Origin of the sequence: Hymenobacter endophyticus (genome assembly GCF_032464715.1) — a bacterium.
In the GTDB taxonomy this organism is placed as follows: Bacteria; Bacteroidota; Bacteroidia; order Cytophagales; family Hymenobacteraceae; genus Hymenobacter; species Hymenobacter endophyticus.
The window spans coordinates 523,470-541,870 of the sequence record NZ_JAWDJT010000002.1; the positions used below are offsets into that span (position 1 = coordinate 523,470).

Consider the following 18,401-nt stretch of genomic DNA (forward strand, 5'->3'; position numbering starts at 1 on the left):
GTTATGCTACCCCAAACTTCTTCCACAGCTTCGGCAGCATCTTGGGCAGCTGATTTTCGGTCCAGTCCTCGCCTTTGGTTTCGGAGCCGAAGTCATAATCTAGGCCGCGGGCCAAGGCTACTCCCCGGGGGAAGGAATCATCTTCCTCCGTTTTGCCGGTACGTTTCTCGAAGGCAGCAGTAGCCACGTACAGCAGCTCTTCGAAATCCTGGTACGGGGCGTCCAGCACCGCTGCCAGCGTGTCGGGTTTATCAATAGCCGCTGTAAACACGGCTTCACCCTGTCCTACCAGCCAGCACCGGAAGTACAGATAGGGGTCGTCGGACACGTAGCCGTCGATGATTTTCTGAGCCGCTATAATGTTGAAATGGTCAGCTTCTAGCAGGTGTTTCCGCAGGATGCATTCAAACTCAATTATATGCTCCGGCTCCAGCTGTGCCAACTGATTGATCAGCGTTTCTTCCTGTACCTGTTGGTTACCTTGCGCGGCTGCTTTTGCAGTGTCAATAATCTGCCAGAATGCGGTGTTATCCATGATACGTGAGGAAGGAACTTGCGCTTCGAAATACGGCAAAACTTCGCACTCTTGAAGCCAAAGCCTATACTTCGTGGCCCTCAGGCCGTCGCTACTTTTGTTGCTGTTTCGTTGTTACCAGTCTATTGCATCCACCGCTAGCCATTAGCGGCCCAACCCTTCCCTCTTATGCCTACCCTGAAATTCAAAACCAGCATCAACTGCGCCAACTGCATCCGCGCTGTCACGCCCTTTCTCGACGCCGAAGCCAGCGTGGACAAGTGGAGCGTAGACACCAACAACCCCGACAAAATCCTGACGGTGGAAGGCGCAAACCCCATACCCGAGCTGATTATGAAATCTGTGTCGCAAGCCGGGTTTGATATTGAGCCTGCTTAGTCATCATGTGGTTACGATATAGTGGCATTATACTTACAATGCAGCTATGCGTAGCGTGCCAGCAAATTGCTATGCCTTCTGATAGAGCAAATGCCAGACGGCATAGTAACACCAACACTGTGCTGCTAGAGGGAAAAATACTTCCACCTCATAACTCTAGCAAAACTTCACTCGGCTTTCGAGTTGAATTCAGACGACAGGATAAGGACCAACGTGCTGAAGTCATTGCTGATAATACATCACAGAAGACAGGACGTTATCGAGTACAGTTAGCAGCTGGAAAAACGTATTATGCTAGCCTAGTGTATATTGCTCGAAATTGCGAAGCAGTAGTAGAAGAGGTTTTTATTACGAAGGACCAGCCAACCCAAGTCAAAAATTTCCACTTGAGCTATCCTGACAGCACCGAGTATGGTGGTTGTCTTACTGGTTTCCGGCCCTGAATAGCTCCATGCAATAGAAAGAGCCCTCCCTACCATAGCTGACAAGTAGGGCTCTTTCTACTATATGATTTACTGCTGCTACCCCTCGTAGCGCAGCTCGCCGGCTCCTACGCGGAGCGTCACGCCGGGCTCCGGGGTGATACGGCCGGCTACCCGGGCCTTGTAGCCGCGGTGGCGCAGGGTTTCGGCTACGGCTTCGGCTTGGGCTTCATCGGTTACCAGCAGCATGCCGTTGCCCATGTTCCAGTAGAGGTAGGCTTCCTGGGGCGTGATGCCGGCCAGCTCGGCCAGCTGCTGCATGGCTGGCAGGGGCTCGAACAGGTTGTCCAGCTCGGCCCCTACCCCGTTTTTGAGTACGCGCTTGAAGTTATCAGCAATGCCGCCGCCGGTGATGTGCGCCGCCGCGTGCAGGGGCAGGCCAGCATCCAGCACCGCCGCCACGCCGGGCGAGAAGATGAGCGAAGGCGCCAGCATTACCTCCCCCCAAGTGGTGGCGTTGCTCGTTGTTAGTTGCTGGTTGCTGGTTGCTGGTTGTTGGTTGCTGGTTGCTGGTTGTTGGTTGCTGGTAGTCGGCCACTCGCTGTTCGTTCCCGAACCACTAATTCCTACTTCTTCATTTTTAATTCTTACTTCCTGATAAGGCGCTTCGTGCCACTTTTCCCCAAAGGCTTTGGTGAGGGCGCGGCGGGCCAGGGAGTAGCCGTTGGAGCGGAAGGAAGGCGAGTGCAGCGCCACGACGGCTTGTCCGGCGCGCACGTTGGCCCCACTTAGGGGCCGCTCCAGGCGGGGATGCAGCACGCCCACGGCCGTGGAGCACCAGTTGAAGTTCATTTTGGCGCCAGGGTAGCCGCCGATACGGTTGCCCAGCTCGGCAATTTCCCCGCCCGTTACGGCAATCTGGCTGAACTGCGCCGCGTCGTGCAGGCCGCGCATCAGCTCGTCCACCACCTCGTAGTTGAGGGTGTTCACGTCGATGATGTTGGAGAGGTTGGTAGGCACGAAACCGGCCACAATCAGGTCGTCGGCCACCATGGCAATCAGGTCGTGGCCCAGCGTGTCGTAGCGGTCCAGACGCTCCGCCACCTCAATCTTGGTCCCGATGCCATCCGAGCCGATGCCCAGCCGCTCCGCGCCGAAGCGGATTTCGTTGGAGAAGCCTCCGGCCAAATCCTGCGCCGGCTCCCCAGGCTTGCCCTTGCGGGTCGAGAAGGTTTTCTGGGCCCAGTGGTAGGCGTTCTTGGAGGCGGCGTTGCCTTCTTCGATGGAGTAGCCGGCGGTGGCTTTGAAATTGGTATCGGTGGACATGCAGGAAACTAGATTAATACTAGAAGCTAGTTCCCCTCCTCAGCTGAGGAGGGGCTAGGGGTGGTTGGTGATAGTAGAACGATGCTCAAGATGGAAGCTAGCGGATGTTCAACGATTGTCAACCACCCCTAGCCCCTCCTCAACTGAGGAGGGGAACTAGTTTCTACTGCTTAGCTCTAGGGTCATCACCATTAATGCTCGGTGGGCGCGGGGGCTTTGGCGCTGACGGACGTGGGCTGACCTTTTTTGTCTTTGTCGGAGCGGTGGCTCTGGCGCTCTTCCTGAATATGGCGCAGGTACTTGGTTACGTCGCCGGTGGGGTAGTTGCCGGTGAAGCAGGCAAAGCAGCTGCCGCCGTGGCCCTTCTCCTCCGAAAACAGCGCCTGCAAATCCTCAATTGACTGGTAGATGACCTTGTCGGCCTCGATGTAGCGGCAGATTTCCTCCTCCGTGTAGTTGGCGGCAATCAGCTCGGTGCTCATGGCCATGTCAATACCGTAGATGCAGGGCGCAATGATGGGCGGGGCGCTGCTGATGAAGTACACCTCAGCGGCCCCGGCCTCGCGCAGAATCCGCACAATGCGCCGCGAGGTGGTACCGCGCACGATGCTGTCGTCCACCACGGCCACCTTTTTGCCTTCCACGAACTCCCGGATGGGGTTGAGCTTCTTCTTCACGATGTCCTCGCGCCCGGCCTGGCTGCTCACGATGAAGGAGCGGCCCATGTGGTTGTTTTTCACCAGCGCCCGGCGGTAGGGCACGCCAATGGCCTCGGCCAAACCCGAGGCCGAGAAGTAGCCCGACGACGGCACATCAATCACCATATCCGGCTGAATCCCCGACTCAATCACTTTGCGGGCCAGCATCTTGCCCAGCCGCACCCGCTCCCGGGCCACCAAGCGGCCGTGAATGGCGGAATCTTCGCGGGCGAAGTAGATGTGCTCGAACACGCAGAAGTTTTTGGGCTTCTCCTGCTGGTTTTTGTGGTGCACCTTGAAGTCCTTGTCGATAAACACCGCCTGGCCCGGGCCCACGTTTTCCACAAACTCGAAGCCCAGGTAATCAAAGCAGGTACTTTCCGAAGCAAAGGCGTACACGGGGCCGCGCTCCGTTTCGCGGCGGCCCAGCACCAGCGGCCGGATGCCCAGCGGGTCATTGAAGGCCAGCAGCCCGTGCCCGGCAATGATGGTGACGGTGGCGTAAGCGCCCTTCACCAGCTCCTGGGTGGTTTCTACGGCATCAAAAATATCCACCACCGACAGCGCATCCAGGTTTTTCAGGCGCAGCTCCGAGGCAAAAGTGTACATGATCAGCTCCAGGTCGTTGCTGGTTTTGGGCAGCACGTGATACTTCTCGTGCAGGCGCTTGGCGGCCGAGCGGAAGTTGATGACGTTGCCGTTGTGCACCATGGCCAGCCCGAAGGGGTAGCTGGTGGTAAACGGCTGGGCCAGCTCGGCGTCGCCGGAGCCCTGGGTGGTGTAGCGCGCGTGCCCGATACCGATGTTGCCTTTCAGCTTTTTGAGCTCCTTCTTGCGGAACACGTCGGAAATCAGGCCGTTGCCTTTGCACAGGTGGAAGTTGTCGTCGAAGGTGGCTATGCCGGCCGCATCCTGGCCCCGGTGCTGCAGCGCCGTCAAGCCAAATACGATGTCGTGGGCAACGTCATCGGGACCGTAAAAACCTACTATTCCGCACATTTCAGTTGTCAGTTGCCAGTTGCCCGTTGTCAGGCCGCTGCGGTGGGGTGGTGGGTGGTATTAGTGCAACCCGTGTTCAACGGGCTGTGCTTGTTTGATTAAGTGGGCCAACGTTTCGGCGTACACGCGGTGCTCCACGGCCAGGCCGCGGCGCTCCACTTCAGCTAAGGTGTCGGTGCCCCGCAAATCAACCGGGTGCTGGGCCAGAATGGGGCCGGTGTCTAGGCCTTCGTCAACCAGATGCACGGTAATTTTGGTTTCCGGCAGCTGGTTTTCAAACGCCCATTCGTAGGCGTGCAGGCCCTGATGCTGGTGGGTATCGGCGGGGTGAATATTGAGGATGCGGCCCGCAAACGCCCGGATAAACGTGGGCGACAGAATGCGCATGTAACCCGCCAGCACCACATAATCGGGCTGATATTGTTGCAGCACCTCCACCACATCGGCATCAAATTCGGCCCGCTTGCAGCCTTGGCTGCTACGGCTGGCGGTGGGGCAACCCATGGCGGCAGCCGTTTCCAAGCCGGGCGCATCGGGCTTGTTGCTGAAGACTACTGCTACCTCAGCCAGGCCACTAAGCACCCCGCTTTGCACAGCCTGCACCAGGGCCACCATGTTGGAGCCCCGGCCCGACAGCAAAATGGCCAGGCGCGCTTTCCGGGTGCTATGCTTACCAGTTTCCTGCAAGAGTTGGTTCCGGCCGCTGGCCGATGTCAGTGCGGATGTAGGCATCCTTGAAGTTAACCTTTTCTGCTTCCCGATACACGTGATTTACAGCATCTTCCAGCTCCTCACCGTGCCCCACCAGTACCAGCACCCGGCCGCCGTTAGTCACCAACTCGCCGGTTTCGGTGCGCTTGGTGGCGCCGTGGAAGGCCAGGATACTGGGATGCAGCTGGTCGAGGCCGGTGATGGGGAAGCCGGTAGGAAAATCGGCAGCGGGGTATCCACCCGAGGCCAGCACCACCCCCACGTAGTAGCCGCGGCGCTGGCGCACCACCGTTTGCTGCAGCGTACCGTCGAGGGTGGCTTCAATGAGTTCCAGCAGGCTACTTTCCAGGGCGGGCAGCAACACTTCGGCCTCCGGGTCTCCGAGGCGGGTGTTGTATTCCAGCAGCTTGGGGCCTTGCGGCGTGAGCATGATGCCGAAGTACAGGAAGCCGTTGAAGTCGAACTGCTCATTTTGCAGGCCGCGCAGCGTGGGGTCCACGATGTCGGTGCGGATGGCGGCTAGCACGTTGTCGTCGCAGAACGGGACGGGGCAGTAGGCGCCCATGCCGCCGGTGTTGGGGCCCTGGTCGCCGGCCAGCAACTGCTTGTGGTCCTGAGACGGGGTCAGCAGCCGGATGCGGTTGCCGTCGGTGATGCCAATGATGCTGATTTCGGGTCCGCTCAGCTTTTCTTCGAGCAGAAAGCTGAACCAGCCGGAGTGCAGGCGGGCCAAATCGTCCAGCGCGGCGTGGGCTTCCTCCACCGAGGAGCACACGTACACACCTTTGCCAGCGGCCAGCCCGTCGAATTTCACCACCACGTCGCCGTTCAGTTCGGCGGCTTTAGCGCGGGCGGCGTCCATTTTGTCGCTCCGAAACTGCCAGGACATGGCCGTAGCCACCCCGTGGCGGCGCATAAAGTCCTTGCTCCACACCTTGGAGCTTTCCAGCGTAGCACCCGCCCGGCCCGGCCCAAACACCCGGATATCAGAACCCGCAAAGTAATCCGTCACGCCGGCTGCTAGCGGAGCCTCGGGGCCCACTACAATCAGCTTCACGCCATTTTCTTCGCAGAAGCTCTGGATGGCCGGAAAGTCAGTGGCGCTGATGTTGGGGTAACTATTCAGAATGCCGGCGTTGCCGGGCAGCACGTGCACGGTGGCCCCGTCGCGGGTCAGCTTCCACGCCATGGCATGTTCACGGGCCCCGCCGCCGAGGAGTACTATGGTTTTATTACTGTTGCTCAAAGGAATAAGTGGTTAGGCGTAGGATGCGGCTAGCTGATGTCGTCAATGGAAACAATCGATTCATCAGCAAACTGAAAAACGGACTTGCCTTGTAGCTGCAACGTGTCGCCAGCCTTCAAGCCATTCGGAAAGTCCATAGCGGCAACGGCGGAGTAATCAAGCAGCACTTCCACGCGGCTGTCGGCTACTTGCCACTCCGTGATGCGCTGCTCCCGCTGGGAGAAGTACTGCAAGGCTTGCTGCGCCTGCTGGCGGAAGGCTTCTTTGCCGGTTAGGGTCAGGTTTGCTTCGCCGTTGGAGATGTTGCGAAACACCACTTCCTCGTGCAAATGGCGCAGCATACCGTCCACATCCAAGCGGTTGTACGCTTGGATGTAGTCTTGCACGAGTTGTTTCTGTTTCGCAACGTCCATGGGCTTTGTCTTACAGCGCCAGCAGTTTAGGCTTCCTTCATAATACCGGCGCGCACCAAGTTGCTTACAAGGCGGGCCCGCACGTCGCCGCCAGCCTCATTGCCGGTAACCAGTGGGCTGCCCGTGATACGCTCGTAGATATCGAGGTAGCGGCGGGTGGCTTCGGCGGAAACTTCGGGGGTGAGGGCGCGGGGGTACTGGCCGTTCTGCTTGTTGGCAATCAGCCATTGGCGCACGTATTCCTTATCAATCTGCTCCACACCCTCGGGATTACGGGCGTAGTCTTCGGCGCTCCAGAACCGCGAGGAGTCGGGCGTGTGGATTTCGTCAATTAGCATCAGCTGTCCATCGAGCAGGCCAAACTCATACTTGGTGTCCACCAGGATGATGCCGCGCTCCGCCATCCACTGCGAAGCGAAGTTGAACAACTCCAGCGCCTTCACCCGCATCTTCTCATACAACTCCGCCGACACCCAGCCTTCCGACACTAGGTTCTCCGGTGTAATCTCGCGGTCCGATTCCTCCTTGGTGGTCGGGGTCACAACGGGCTCGGGGAACTTCTGATGTTTAGTCAAACCGTCCGGCACCGTTACGCCCGAGAAGGTCCGCTGGCCGCTCTGGTAGCCGCGCAGCATAGAACCCGTGAGGTAGTTCCGCACCACCATCTCCACCCGAATCGGCTCGGCCTCCTTGGCCAGCGTCACGTTCGGGTCGAGCAGCGAAATCACGTGGTTTGGGATGATGTGCTGGGTTTTGTCGAACCAGAAAGCCGCCAGCCCGTTCAGCACCGCACCTTTGTGCGCCACCGGCGTTTCCAGCACCGAGTCGAAGGCCGACAGCCGGTCGGTTACCACGATGAGCCGCTCACCGGAAGGGGCACGGTACGAGTCGCGGACTTTGCCGCGGTGCAGGAGCTCGAGTTGCGGGGTATCGAAGTGGTTGAGGGTGTTCATAGGGTTGGTGCCTCACCCCCCGGCCCCCTCTCCTTCAGAGAGGGGGAGCCGAGGCGGCGTAGTGTATGCGTTAGACGCTTTGTTCGAGAGTCTGATAGATTTCCTGGAGCACTTGGCTGGTTTGCGTCAGCACTTGCTCATTCTGAAAGCGGATTACTCTGTATCCCAATGCTTCCAGCGTGTGCGTGCGGCCGGTATCGTATTCCGCCTGATCTGCTTCTCCATGCACACCGCCATCTACCTCTATAACCAAGTGCTTTTCCAGGCAGACGAAATCCACAATGAAATTCTCAATTGTGTGCTGCCGACGAAATTTATAGCCGTCTAACTGCCGATTGCGCAGTTGCTCCCACAAAAAATCCTCGGCTTCAGTAGCCTGCTTACGCATTTCTGCACCGTGCTCCTTCAGCCCCTTAAACCACGCTTTTTTATTGGCAGTCAAATGCAAAGGCTGCTCCTGGTTGCCGCCGTGGCTCCCCCTCTCTGAAGGAGAGGGGGCCGGGGGGTGAGGCAACGACGCCACGTGCTCCACAATGTTGCGGAACAACCGCAACCCATCCCCTTCCTCACTCAGGCCGGGGTTTTGGCGCTTGCGCCGGGCCCAGTCGGGGTGGTTGTAGAGCGAGAGGAAGGCCTCGGGGTGGGGCATCAGCCCGAAAACCTGGCCGGTGGTGTCGGTCAGGCCGGCGCAGTTCAGGTCGGCGCCATTGGGATTATGCGGGTACACGTCGGTGGGCGAGCCGTCGAAATCCGTGTAGGCCAAGCAGTTCAGGGCGCGAGCTTCGATTTCGGCTAGGGTTTCTTCGCCCTTGATGATCAAGCGGCCTTCGCCGTGGCGCACGGGCACTTCCAGCGTGTCGATGCCTTTCAGGAAGGGCGAGTTCGACTTGGGATTGACTTTCAGGCGCACCCACCGGTCCTCGTAGCGGCCGGAGGCGTTGTGCGTCAGGGTTACTTCGGGCGTTACGTTGCCGCTCAGGTTGGGGAGCAGGCCTAGCTTCACCAGCACCTGGAAGCCGTTGCAGATGCCCATCACAAACTTGCCGTTGGCAATGAACTGCTTAATGTCGTCGAGCAGGGTGCGGCCCTCGGCATTTTTGCGGTAGCGCAGCTTGTTGGCCAGCACCACGCCCGAGCCCAGGTCGTCGCCGAAGCTAAAGCCACCGGGGAAGTTCAGGATGTCGTAGTCGTGGATGCTCACGTGGCCGTGCAGCACCTGGTTCAGGTGCACGATGGTGGGCTCGGCACCGGCCAGCTTGTAAGCGGCGGCAAACTCCTCTTCGCAGTTGATACCGAAGCCCGTCAGGATGAGGGCCTGTACCAGTTGTTGGTTGCTGGTTGTTGGTTGTTGGCCGGTTGACTGCTCTTCCACGCCTTTCAATGGTTCGGCCGATTCGTGGCCGGGGTCCACGCTTTTGTAGCCGGGCAGCACAATCTGACCTTCGCGGTTCACGATTTCGTGGCCGGGGTCATCGTGCTGGGGGCGCGGGGGCGTGTTCAAATCCGGCAGGTTGGGTTGCTCGTTGTCGTTCATGCTTACTGAGCCGCTTCGTGCTGGCCGAAGCCGATAATTCGATTCACTGGGCCATTCGTCCACTCGTGGCGCAGGGCCGCCGTGCTGGCCGAAATGACCGTCTGGCCACTGTGGCGCACTGTGAGCTGGCCGTCCTGTGTCACCACACCCAGGCGGGTAGCGCGGGCGCCGAAGTGCTGCTCGAAAGCCACCACATCTTCGGGAGCCACCGTGGCCACGAAGCGGGAGTGCGACTCCGAGAAAAGCTGCGCCGACAGGCCTAGGCCAGTAGCGGGCAGCTCCACATCAGCGCCAAAGCCATGACCAAACGTAGCTTCCGCCAAGGCCACCGCCAGGCCACCATCCGACAAGTCGTGGCAGGACTGGATGAGGCCTTTCTCGTTGGCCGCGCCCATCAAGGTGTAGAGGGCTTTGGCTTCTTCAAACCGAACTTTAGGCACGTTGGCGCCTAGCTCGCCGAAGAGCTGATAAAACTCTGAGCCGCCCAGCTCGTCGTAGGTTTCGCCCAGCAGATACACCACGTCGTCGGCTTGCTTGAAGTCGGAGGTGATGGTGCGGCGCACGTCCTCAATTTTGGCGGTCATCGAATACAGCACCGTGGGCGGAACGGAAATCTTCACGCCATCGGCCTTGAAGTCGTTCTTCATCGAGTCCTTACCGCTCGTGAGCGGGATGCAGTAGGCCGCCGTGGCGTCGCGCAGGGCCTGGCACATGCGCACCAGCTTGGCCAGCTTGTGCTTGCCATCGGGGTTGGTGGCGGGATCGTACACCGAGTCGGGCACGCAGAAGTTGTCGTTCACGGACCAGAAGTTACCGTCGCCGTAGCTCAGGTTGGGCAGCTTCCCTCCTACCGCCACAATCTGGCGCACGGCCTCGTCAAACGCGCCGGCCGACATGTGGTAGGCGTCCAAATCACCAAAGCGGGGCAGAATACCGTTGCTCACGGCCACGCCTTCCCACGATTCAAAGTTGAAGCGCACCACGGCGGCATCCTGTGGAGCCTGCCTGGTAGCGCCCATCAGCGGCTTGATAATCGTGCGGCCCTTCACCTCGTGGTCGTACTGCCGAATCACCGACTCGCGGGAGCAGATATTGAGCGAGCCCAGCAAGCGGCTCAGCACGTTGGTATAGTCGAGGTCAGTGGGTAGGGCGGGTTCCTGGGCCGTGGGCTTGGTCCATTCGGCTTCCAGCACCTTGCGCGGCACGCCGTTGTGCAGGAATTCCATATCGATGCGGGCCACCGATTCGCCGTCGAAGCGCACATCTAGGCTGCCATCCGAGGTGAAGTAGCCGATATCCGTCAGCTCCACTTCCATCTCCTGGCCTAGATCCATCAGCTCATTGAGCTTGCTCGGTTCCACGGCCAGCGAGAAACGCTCCTGCGACTCCGATACGAAGATTTCCCACGGCCGTAGGCCAGGGTACTTCAGAGGCACTTTCTCCAGTTCTACCACAGCGCCACCGCTGATAGTAGCCAGCTCACCGATGGACGAAGACAAGCCACCCGCACCGTTGTCGGTGCTGCACTTGATGAGGCCGCGACGGGTAGCCAGGATCAGAAAGTCCATGGCCAGCTTCTGCGTGATGGGCGAGCCGATTTGCACGGCCGTGGCGGGCGAGGTTTCGTCCAGCTCAATGCTGGAGAAAGTAGCGCCGTGGATACCGTCTTTGCCCACCCGGCCACCGGCCATGATGATGCGGTCCTGGGCGTCGATGTTCTTCTCCCACGAGTCGAGTCCGGCGAGCTGCATGGGCATCACGGCGCCGGTGCCGCAGTACACCAGCGGCTTACCGGCGTACCGGTCATCGAATACAATGGCGCCGTTCACCGTTGGTACGCCCGACTTGTTGCCGCCGTCTTCAATGCCCTTGCGCACGCCTTCGAAAATGCGGCGCGGGTGCAGCTGATTGCTCAGCAACGTGCCCGAAAACTCCGGGTTGCCGAAGCACAGCACGTTGGTATTGAACAGCAGCCGCGCGCCCCCGATGCCAGTCGCCAGCGGGTCGCGGTTGTTGCCCAGAATACCGGTAATAGCTCCGCCGTAGGGGTCGATGGCCGATGGCGAATTGTGCGTCTCCACCTTCCACACAAATAGCGACTCCGGGTTGATGCGCACGGCCCCGGCGTTGTCGCTGAACACCTTAATCAGCCAGTCGTTGCCGTTGGCCCGGAGTTGGCGGTCTACCTCGGCGGTAGCGTTTTTGATGTAGGTCTTAAACAGCCCGTCGATTTCCTGCTCCTCGCCCGTGTCCGCATCCCGATACTTGATAACGGCCGAAAACTCCTTGTGCTTGCAGTGCTCCGACCAGGTCTGGGCAATGATTTCCAGCTCGCAGTCCGTCGGGTCCTGGGGCAGACCGGCGGCCTGGCGCGCTTCGGATATACTGGTGTAATGGTCGCGCACGACGCGCATTTCCTCCAAGTTCAGGGCGTAGAGGTTGTCTTTTGACAGCTTGACCAGCTCCTCATCCGACAGGCCTACGAGGCGCACGGTATCCGTAATAGATTCGGCCCCACCGCCCGGCCGCGGCGTGTAGTCGCGAATCTGGGCTATGGGGCCGACCTCGAAGCGGTTAATCATTTTGTTGCCGAGCAGGTCTTCGGCCAGGCGGCGCAGACTACTCTCGGGCAGCTCCTGCTCCAGGAAGTAGAGCCGTTTGCTGAAGATGTGCTGGGTATGCGTGTCCAGCGGCTGGTTCAGAAAGTCGCTGAGGGCGTTCTGGGCCGATATGCCTTCGTCGTCCGTCACGCCGGGCAGCTTGGCCACCAGGATGTAGCTTTTGTAGTCGGCGCCGTGGCGGAACTCGTCGAGGGCCACGTCGTGCAGCACCGGGTCCTGAAGGCAGTGGGTGGCGAAGTCGCGCAGTTGCTCGTCGCTCACGGGGTAGCGCACCGTGTAGAGGGCGGTGCTTTGCACCCGGCCCGTAGTGAGGCCCAGGTGGCGTTGGGCAGCTTCGGCTACGCGTTGGCCCTCGCCATCGTGTTGGCCGGGCTTGAGCAGAAGCTGTATGGTTCTTTGGGTAGAGTCCAAAAGAGGGAGGTTTGTCTATTTTTCGGGTTTCCCACGCTCAGGCGAAGATGCCCACGTGAGGAAGCATACCCGCGCAGGGTACGCCGAAAATGCCTTGCTGAAGCGCCGGTTGCGCCGCAGTAGGTTTAAGAAAACGCTTTTTCCGGCCGACTGCCGGGTTTCACCACCGGAATACCTGCCCGGCAAAGCGGACAATCATCGGGTGCGTAGGTGGCCGCCGTTACCGGCAGCAGGGCAAAGTTCGGAAAACTTAGCTCAGCTTTCCCACCCGTGCGGTCAATTAAACTCGCCACGGCCAAAACTTTTGCGCCCAGCCCCTCCAGCACCCGCGCTACTTCGTTGGTGCTCTTGCCGGTAGTCACTACGTCTTCGGCAATAACAATTGTCTGGCCCGGCTCGATGGTAAAGCCGCGCCGCAGCGTCATTTGGCCGGTTTCGTCGCGCTCCGTGAAGATGCCGGGCACACCCAGCTGCCGGGCCAGCTCGTAGCCAATCACCACGCCACCCATGGCCGGACCTACCACCACATCGGGCTGCAACCCGGCCTCCTGAATCCGGCGGGCCAGTTCGGCGGCGGCGGGTCCCGCCAGGTCGGGCCGGCGCAGGAAACGGGCGCACTGCACATAGGTATCGGAGTGCAGGCCCGATGACAGGCGGAAGTGCCCGCGCAGCAGCGCGTCTTCTTGGAGCAGTTGCTGCTCTAAGGTTTCGGAGGTGAGGGTGGTTTGGGGGGAAGGCAAGGCGTGATTATGTAAGGAGAAGAAAATGAACGATGTAGAGATGCAACATTTTGCGTCTCCTAGTTGCTGATGTTGTTATGATGGAACTGTTCTAGGCCAGTCGTTCAACGACGAGACGCAAAATATTGCGTCTCTACACCGCTACCGGCCGGAACTGGTTGATTTGCTCCACCAACTCCCGCGCAGCGGCCCCAGCATCAGCAGCTTGCCACAACGCGCGTGAGGTGTTGATAAGCAGGCCGGAGCCATCAGGGCGTAGGCCGGCACGTAGCGTGGCTTGCAGGTCGCCACCCTGGGCACCTACGCCGGGTACCAGGAACCACTGTTCCGGGGTGAGGCGGCGCATGCGGGCTACGGCTTCGGCGTTGGTGGCACCTACTACCAGGCCGATGCCGCCGTGCTGCTCATCGAGCTTGCGGGCTACGCTGGCGGCACAATCGGAGAGGGAGCCGCCGCGGGTGAGGGCCACATCCTGCAGGGAATGAACCGGCTTGTTGGAGGTTTTGGCCAGCACGAACACCAGCTTGCCGGGCCGGGCGAAGGGCACAATGGCGTCGTCGCCCATGTAGGGGTTCACCGTCACGCCATCGGCCCCTATTACGTCGTAGGCGAACTTGGCGTAGTGGTCGGCGGTGTTGGCAATGTCGCCGAACTTGCCGTCCAGAATCACCGGGATACTTTCCGGGATGCGCTGCACGGTTTCACGCAGCAGTTTCACGCCATCCTCCCGACTCAGGAAAAAGGCTAAGTTGGGTTTAAAAGCGGCGGCATACTGGCTGGTTTGGTCAATAACCTCAGCCAGGCGGCGCGCAACTTGCGCATCATCGCCTACTGGGTCAAGGCCGACGCAGAGCAGGGAGTTGGCCGCCTGTACGCGTTGAGTTAGCTTTTCCATTCAGAGGATGAAACAGTTTCGGGTGTAAGATAAGCGCACTCCGCAGCCAAGCGGGCTGTCAGGCCTGGTTCCAACCATTCGCCGCTGGCAATTTGCACGGCTGAAGCCCCGCACCGCAAGTAATCCGTGACGTGGCTGGCGGTAAACACGCCGCCGGTACCGAAGATAGGCAGGGTGAGTTGTTGATCGTGGGCCAGTTCCCACACGCAGCGCAGGGCCACTGGCCGCAGGGCTTCCCCCGACAGGCCCCCGACCATAGGGGCAGCGGTAGTGTTGGTGGGCAGGTGCAGGGCTTTAAGCAGATTAGTGGCTGCCAGGGCATCGGCACCGCCGGCTTGCGCCCCCTGGGCCAGCCCCCGAATGTGTTCGGGCCACGGGGGCAGTTTCACTACCAGCGCCGCCTCGGGGCCCAATTCATTGCGCACGGCTTGGGTGACTTCGCGCACAAATTTGGCGTTAAGCTCTTCACCGTGGCCGCTATCCGGCTGGGCTATGTACACTTCCACGCCCGCAATCAGGTCGCTGGCCTCGCGGGCCAGGAAGCGCGCAATTTTGCGGAAGCCCGGAATGCCGGGGGCCGTGATGCTCACAAATACCGGTACCCCGTAGCGGCGCAGGTTGGGCAAGTGCTCCTGCACCAGAATCTCGGCGCTTTCGGTGCGCATGTGGGTGGCATTGAGCAGGGTTTGCTCGTTCACCTGCCAGATACCTTCCTCGTACAGCCCAGGCTTGGGCTCCATGGTAACGGTGCGGGTGAAAATGGCCCCCAGCCGCTCGTATCCCGCACCTTCTAGCTGCCAAGAGGCGGCCGCAAGGCACACCGGATTTTGCAGCGTGAGTTTGCCAAGTTGCATAGGTTCTAAAATCTATGATTTCCTGCCGGCTGCAGTTAGGCAGTTGGCCGAAGCCTGCCGGCAGAAAATCAGATGAGTGTGGTCACTTTATGTAGCAACTAAAAAATCAACCCGCTCGAAAACGCGGGGTGGACAATTTGCGGACCGACATATGTGTCAGAATCCCCCCTGATTTCTATCACCCCGCTCCTTGCACCACCCCGCCCCGTTACCGTATCGAGTGGGAACGGGTTGCTCGTCGTTGAGTTAGTCGTAAGTGCCAGTGGTTAACCAGGCGTTAAACACTCGCGCTTGGTTGCTACTTGAAAGTGAATACTATTTGAAAGCTAAACGCCTAACTAAATCGCGCTGAAGCTTTCCAGCCCAATGCTGTTGCGGGCACCGCAGAACATGGTATTCCCCATGTTGATAATGACCATCCGCTTGGGATTCATGCTCAGATTTGTGTGGCGGGTGCCGTGTGCTGGGCCAGGGTGGAGGGGTCGTTCATGGCGAGTATCGGAGTGGGTTGGAAAGAGGCTAGCAAGTGCGTGGGCGGCCACTGGTTACGGCTGAGCCAGCCGGACCGATTGGGCACAAAAAAGCCGCTTCGGAAACCGGAGCGGCGAAAGGGACAAAACCATCGAAACCAAAGAATCAAAAGGAGAAACGACCTCCCGGCCATTTCGCAGGACGCTCTGGCAAAGAGTCCCGCGCTCCATCAGAGTATGTTGATTAAGGTGAAGCACGTCGCAAAAGTACTACTTCACCCGAGGCATGCAATAGACACCGCGTTAACTTTATGTTACCAAAATGTTACGTGATTTTAGCACCATTCACTGCTCGGCCATTTTACAAAAACGCTTATACGTCTGTTAATCAATAATCTGCACCGTTTCACAAATCTAATTATCTTTGTATATGTTATGCATAGAGGAATAACAGCACACAGGACCAGGAGCTAGTTCACGGCTCCCTAACATAGCCTTTTATTAGAAATATCCAAAAAAATAGAATCCTTCTATAAGTATATTAGGTAACAAGTACACCGCATTGGTAAAATTCATCTTCTTCTGGCAATCTACTGTTGGTGCATTTTTCGTGTATAAGCTCTCTAGGGCACTGCACGTCTTAACATATTCATAATACCCTTATTTTTATTCAAACCATAGGTTTACCAGTACCTTTGCTTTTCAGGACTTTCTCATTGGCTTTTCCTTCTTTTTCAGTTTTTACCATGAAAAAAGTGCTACTAGGTTTGTGTGTGAGTGGAATGCTGGCACTGGCTCCGGCAGCGTGGGCCCAATCGGGGGCGCCAGCACCGGTAGAATACACAGAACGGGTGCCTACGGAAGGTGCAGGTCGTACGGCCTTGTATAACCGTGCCCTCGACTGGGCCCAGAACAAATTTGCGTACAAGCCTACTTCCAGCCTAAAGGCAACCGAAGCCGCCGGCACACTGCGCATTACGGGCACGGGCACGCTGAAGCAGGTGGATGGGAAAGGCAAGGACCAGCCGGTCACGGTGTTGTTTGATTTCACGTTTCAGGCCACCGACAACGGCTACACCTACACGGTAGGCACATTCCGGGCAATTCCCGATGCCAAGCAGCCTTCCCAGATTGTAGGGTTTGATGAGTATCGGACCGAGCTGCAAGCTGACCGCAACAACGAAAAAACCCACAACGACCGTCGGTTAACGGCTCAGGCCAACTCCATGGCCAGTGAAGCCGCCATGTCGTTCCGCTCCTACATGAACAGCCAGCCTGCGGAGGGCCACGTGGGCCTAGCTGGCGAAAACTAGCGTACTTTTTTCACTGCATCTTACCTGCCGAAGCCGGCCTGCTTGGTGTCTACACTACCAAGCAGGCCGGCTTCGGTGAGTTTGGTGGGGCATATCAACGCTGGTAGCGGGTCAGCAATTGGTGAGTGCGGGCCGGCAACTCCCTGGCGTCCAATACCATAAATCCGTCCAGGGTATTATTGAAGCCGGGGTCCAGGTTGAAGCCGATAATACGGGCGTTCTGCCGCAAATAGTGCCGCAGCAACACCGGTATGCCCGTACCAGTAGGCTCCAGCTCGGCCACCAGCTTCTGCAGATCCTGTAGGGTATGGAGGCTATGCTGCAGCGCTGCGGAATCGGGGGCGGGCAAAGGGCGGTACCGATACTGCTTGCGCGGCTTCACCAAGGGGGCCAGGGTTGCATCGGAGAAATGCTGCTGCAGGAAGCCCATCATTACCTGCTTGGAGGCGCCGGTAAAATGGCTGCTGATGCTAACTGGGCCAATGAGGTAGCGGTACTCGGGGTGGCGGGCAATGTACTCGGCAATGCCCTTCCAGAGCAGCAGCAGCGGTAAAGGCTGTTTTTGATACTCTGGCCGCACAAAGGAGCGGCCTAGCTCCAATGATTCGCGCAACACTGGCAACAGCGCTTTGTTCAGGCGGAATAAAGAGTGCAGGTAGAAGCCCCGCTTGCCAAACTCCCGGACGATACTGCGCCCCCGCCCAATGCGGTAGGCCCCCACCAGCTTCTGGGCGGCACGGTCATACAGAAACAAATGGCGGTAATACTCATCGTACTGGTCAAGGTCGGTTTCCTGACCCGTTCCCTCTCCCACTTTGCGAAACGTCAACTCCCGCAGTCGGCCTATTTCGGGCAAAACATGGGGCAGTTCGGTTTTTTTGGCCACATACACCTCCCAGTTTTGGTAGCGTAGTAGGCAGTTGGCGGGGCGCAGTGCCTCAATATCAGCCAACACGTGGCTGGAGCAGCCGGGCGCCACTACGGGTGTAGGCGGCAATACCGGAAAAATTTGACTGGCAGCCGCTTGCCACGCGGAGCCAAGAGCATACACCCGGGCCCGCAGGTACGCCAGGCGGTCGGGGGCGGGGAGTTGCCCTAGCTCGGCGGCTGGCACCATTTGCCCAATGCGTACACGCACCGTTTGGCCCCGTTTATTCAGCAGCTCGGCGGGTAAGCGGGCTGTGCGCAGCAGAGGATGTACTACACCCAGCAGGCTAAACGCTAAGCTATTCTGCCCACTTAGCCACACTGGCAGCACGGGTACGCGGGCAGCGTCCAGCAGCCGCCCTACCGTGGGGTGCCATTCCGAGTCGACGGTGGGCCGCAGGGAAGCGGAGCGGTGGGCCACTACGCCCGCCGGAAAGAAGCCCAGCGGTACATCGTTGTGCAGGTAGCGCAGCAGTTGCCGCACTTTGGGCGTATTGCGGCCAGCATCCTTGCGCTCGGGGCTTACCAGCGTAAGCTGAGTAGGCAGGTTCGGTAATAGTGGAGCCAGAATTTCATTAGCTACGGCCACAAAGTCCGGCCGTACTTCGCCCAACACATACAGCAACACAAGGCCATCCAGCATACCGCAAGGGTGGTTGGCCAGCGCCACGAAAGCACCACGTACCGGAATCCGCTGCAGGTCCGCTGGCTCATACTCTACGGTAATCTGCAGGTCGCGCAACAGTTGCCCAATAAACTCCCGCCCGGTCAGATGACAGTGCCGCTCATACAGCTGTTGCAATTCCCGCAGCTGCGTTAGCCACTGCCACACGGGGCGCAGTGAGGGCCAGGTCCGGGAACCAGCACGTGTGGCAGACCAGGGAATAGAGCTAGAAAGTAGTGCCATATACAGCGGGCAGGGCCGCATCATCAGGGCAGGTCCTGTCATACCAAA

General features: G+C 59.1%; 15 protein-coding genes. 2 read left to right on the forward strand and 13 right to left on the reverse strand.

The annotated features are described in order from the left end of the window. Position 1: 1 nt before the first annotated feature. Positions 2-535, reverse strand: coding sequence for a DUF4240 domain-containing protein (locus tag ROI90_RS04615; protein WP_315997159.1), 534 nt, complete (start codon positions 533-535; stop codon positions 2-4). A 168-nt stretch (positions 536-703) separates the two neighbouring features. On the opposite strand from ROI90_RS04615, the gene ROI90_RS04620 reads away from it, so the two are divergent. Continuing rightward, entirely contained in the window at positions 704-913 is a 210-nt protein-coding gene (locus ROI90_RS04620) for a heavy-metal-associated domain-containing protein (protein ID WP_315997160.1), read from the forward strand. A gap of 521 nt (positions 914-1,434) precedes the next feature. Here ROI90_RS04620 and ROI90_RS04625 read toward each other — a convergent pair. The 11 genes from ROI90_RS04625 to ROI90_RS04675 form a co-directional block, all read right to left on the reverse strand. After that, the gene (locus ROI90_RS04625; protein ID WP_315997161.1) at positions 1,435-2,661 is read right to left on the reverse strand and encodes an AIR synthase-related protein; all 1,227 of its coding nucleotides are present in this window, start codon (positions 2,659-2,661) and stop codon (positions 1,435-1,437) included. A gap of 191 nt (positions 2,662-2,852) precedes the next feature. Next, positions 2,853-4,358 (reverse strand): amidophosphoribosyltransferase, encoded by a 1,506-nt coding sequence (purF, locus tag ROI90_RS04630; protein WP_315997162.1) that lies wholly within the window; start codon positions 4,356-4,358, stop codon positions 2,853-2,855. 60 nt (positions 4,359-4,418) lie between these two features. Then, the gene (purN, locus tag ROI90_RS04635) at positions 4,419-5,090 is read right to left on the reverse strand and encodes a phosphoribosylglycinamide formyltransferase (RefSeq protein WP_315997163.1); all 672 of its coding nucleotides are present in this window, start codon (positions 5,088-5,090) and stop codon (positions 4,419-4,421) included. Continuing rightward, on the reverse strand, positions 5,029-6,315 hold the full coding sequence (purD, locus tag ROI90_RS04640; protein WP_315997164.1) for a phosphoribosylamine--glycine ligase: 1,287 nt from the start codon (positions 6,313-6,315) through the stop codon (positions 5,029-5,031). Before purD ends, purN begins: the two co-directional genes overlap by 62 nt. Before the next feature lie 29 nt (positions 6,316-6,344). Next, the gene (locus ROI90_RS04645; RefSeq protein ID WP_315997165.1) at positions 6,345-6,728 is read right to left on the reverse strand and encodes a nuclear transport factor 2 family protein; all 384 of its coding nucleotides are present in this window, start codon (positions 6,726-6,728) and stop codon (positions 6,345-6,347) included. Between the two features lie 26 nt (positions 6,729-6,754). Beyond that, positions 6,755-7,681 carry a phosphoribosylaminoimidazolesuccinocarboxamide synthase gene (locus ROI90_RS04650; protein WP_315997166.1) on the reverse strand — a complete coding sequence of 309 codons (927 nt, stop codon included), beginning with the start codon at positions 7,679-7,681 and terminating at the stop codon, positions 6,755-6,757. Between the two features lie 70 nt (positions 7,682-7,751). Next, a complete protein-coding gene (locus ROI90_RS04655; RefSeq protein ID WP_315997167.1) occupies positions 7,752-9,215 on the reverse strand; it encodes a phosphoribosylformylglycinamidine synthase subunit PurQ in 1,464 nt (487 codons plus the stop codon). 2 nt (positions 9,216-9,217) lie between these two features. After that, positions 9,218-12,247, reverse strand: a complete 3,030-nt coding sequence (locus tag ROI90_RS04660) for a phosphoribosylformylglycinamidine synthase subunit PurL (RefSeq protein ID WP_315997168.1) — start codon at positions 12,245-12,247, stop codon at positions 9,218-9,220. Positions 12,248-12,372: 125 nt separating this feature from the next. Beyond that, positions 12,373-12,987, reverse strand: a complete 615-nt coding sequence (pyrE, locus tag ROI90_RS04665) for an orotate phosphoribosyltransferase (RefSeq protein WP_315997169.1) — start codon at positions 12,985-12,987, stop codon at positions 12,373-12,375. Positions 12,988-13,120: 133 nt separating this feature from the next. After that, positions 13,121-13,882: an orotidine-5'-phosphate decarboxylase gene (pyrF, locus tag ROI90_RS04670; protein WP_315997170.1), complete on the reverse strand. Its 762-nt coding sequence runs from the start codon at positions 13,880-13,882 to the stop codon at positions 13,121-13,123. Next, entirely contained in the window at positions 13,870-14,736 is an 867-nt protein-coding gene (locus ROI90_RS04675; protein WP_315997171.1) for a dihydroorotate dehydrogenase, read from the reverse strand. The genes pyrF and ROI90_RS04675 overlap by 13 nt, the downstream gene beginning before the upstream one ends. A gap of 1,216 nt (positions 14,737-15,952) precedes the next feature. Between ROI90_RS04675 and ROI90_RS04680 the strand changes: the two genes are divergently transcribed. Then, positions 15,953-16,519: a DUF4468 domain-containing protein gene (locus tag ROI90_RS04680; protein ID WP_315997172.1), complete on the forward strand. Its 567-nt coding sequence runs from the start codon at positions 15,953-15,955 to the stop codon at positions 16,517-16,519. Positions 16,520-16,613: 94 nt separating this feature from the next. Here the strand turns inward: ROI90_RS04680 and ROI90_RS04685 are convergent, their stop codons facing one another. Beyond that, entirely contained in the window at positions 16,614-18,353 is a 1,740-nt protein-coding gene (locus tag ROI90_RS04685) for a lysophospholipid acyltransferase family protein (RefSeq protein WP_315997173.1), read from the reverse strand. Between the last annotated feature and the right edge of the window lie 48 nt (positions 18,354-18,401).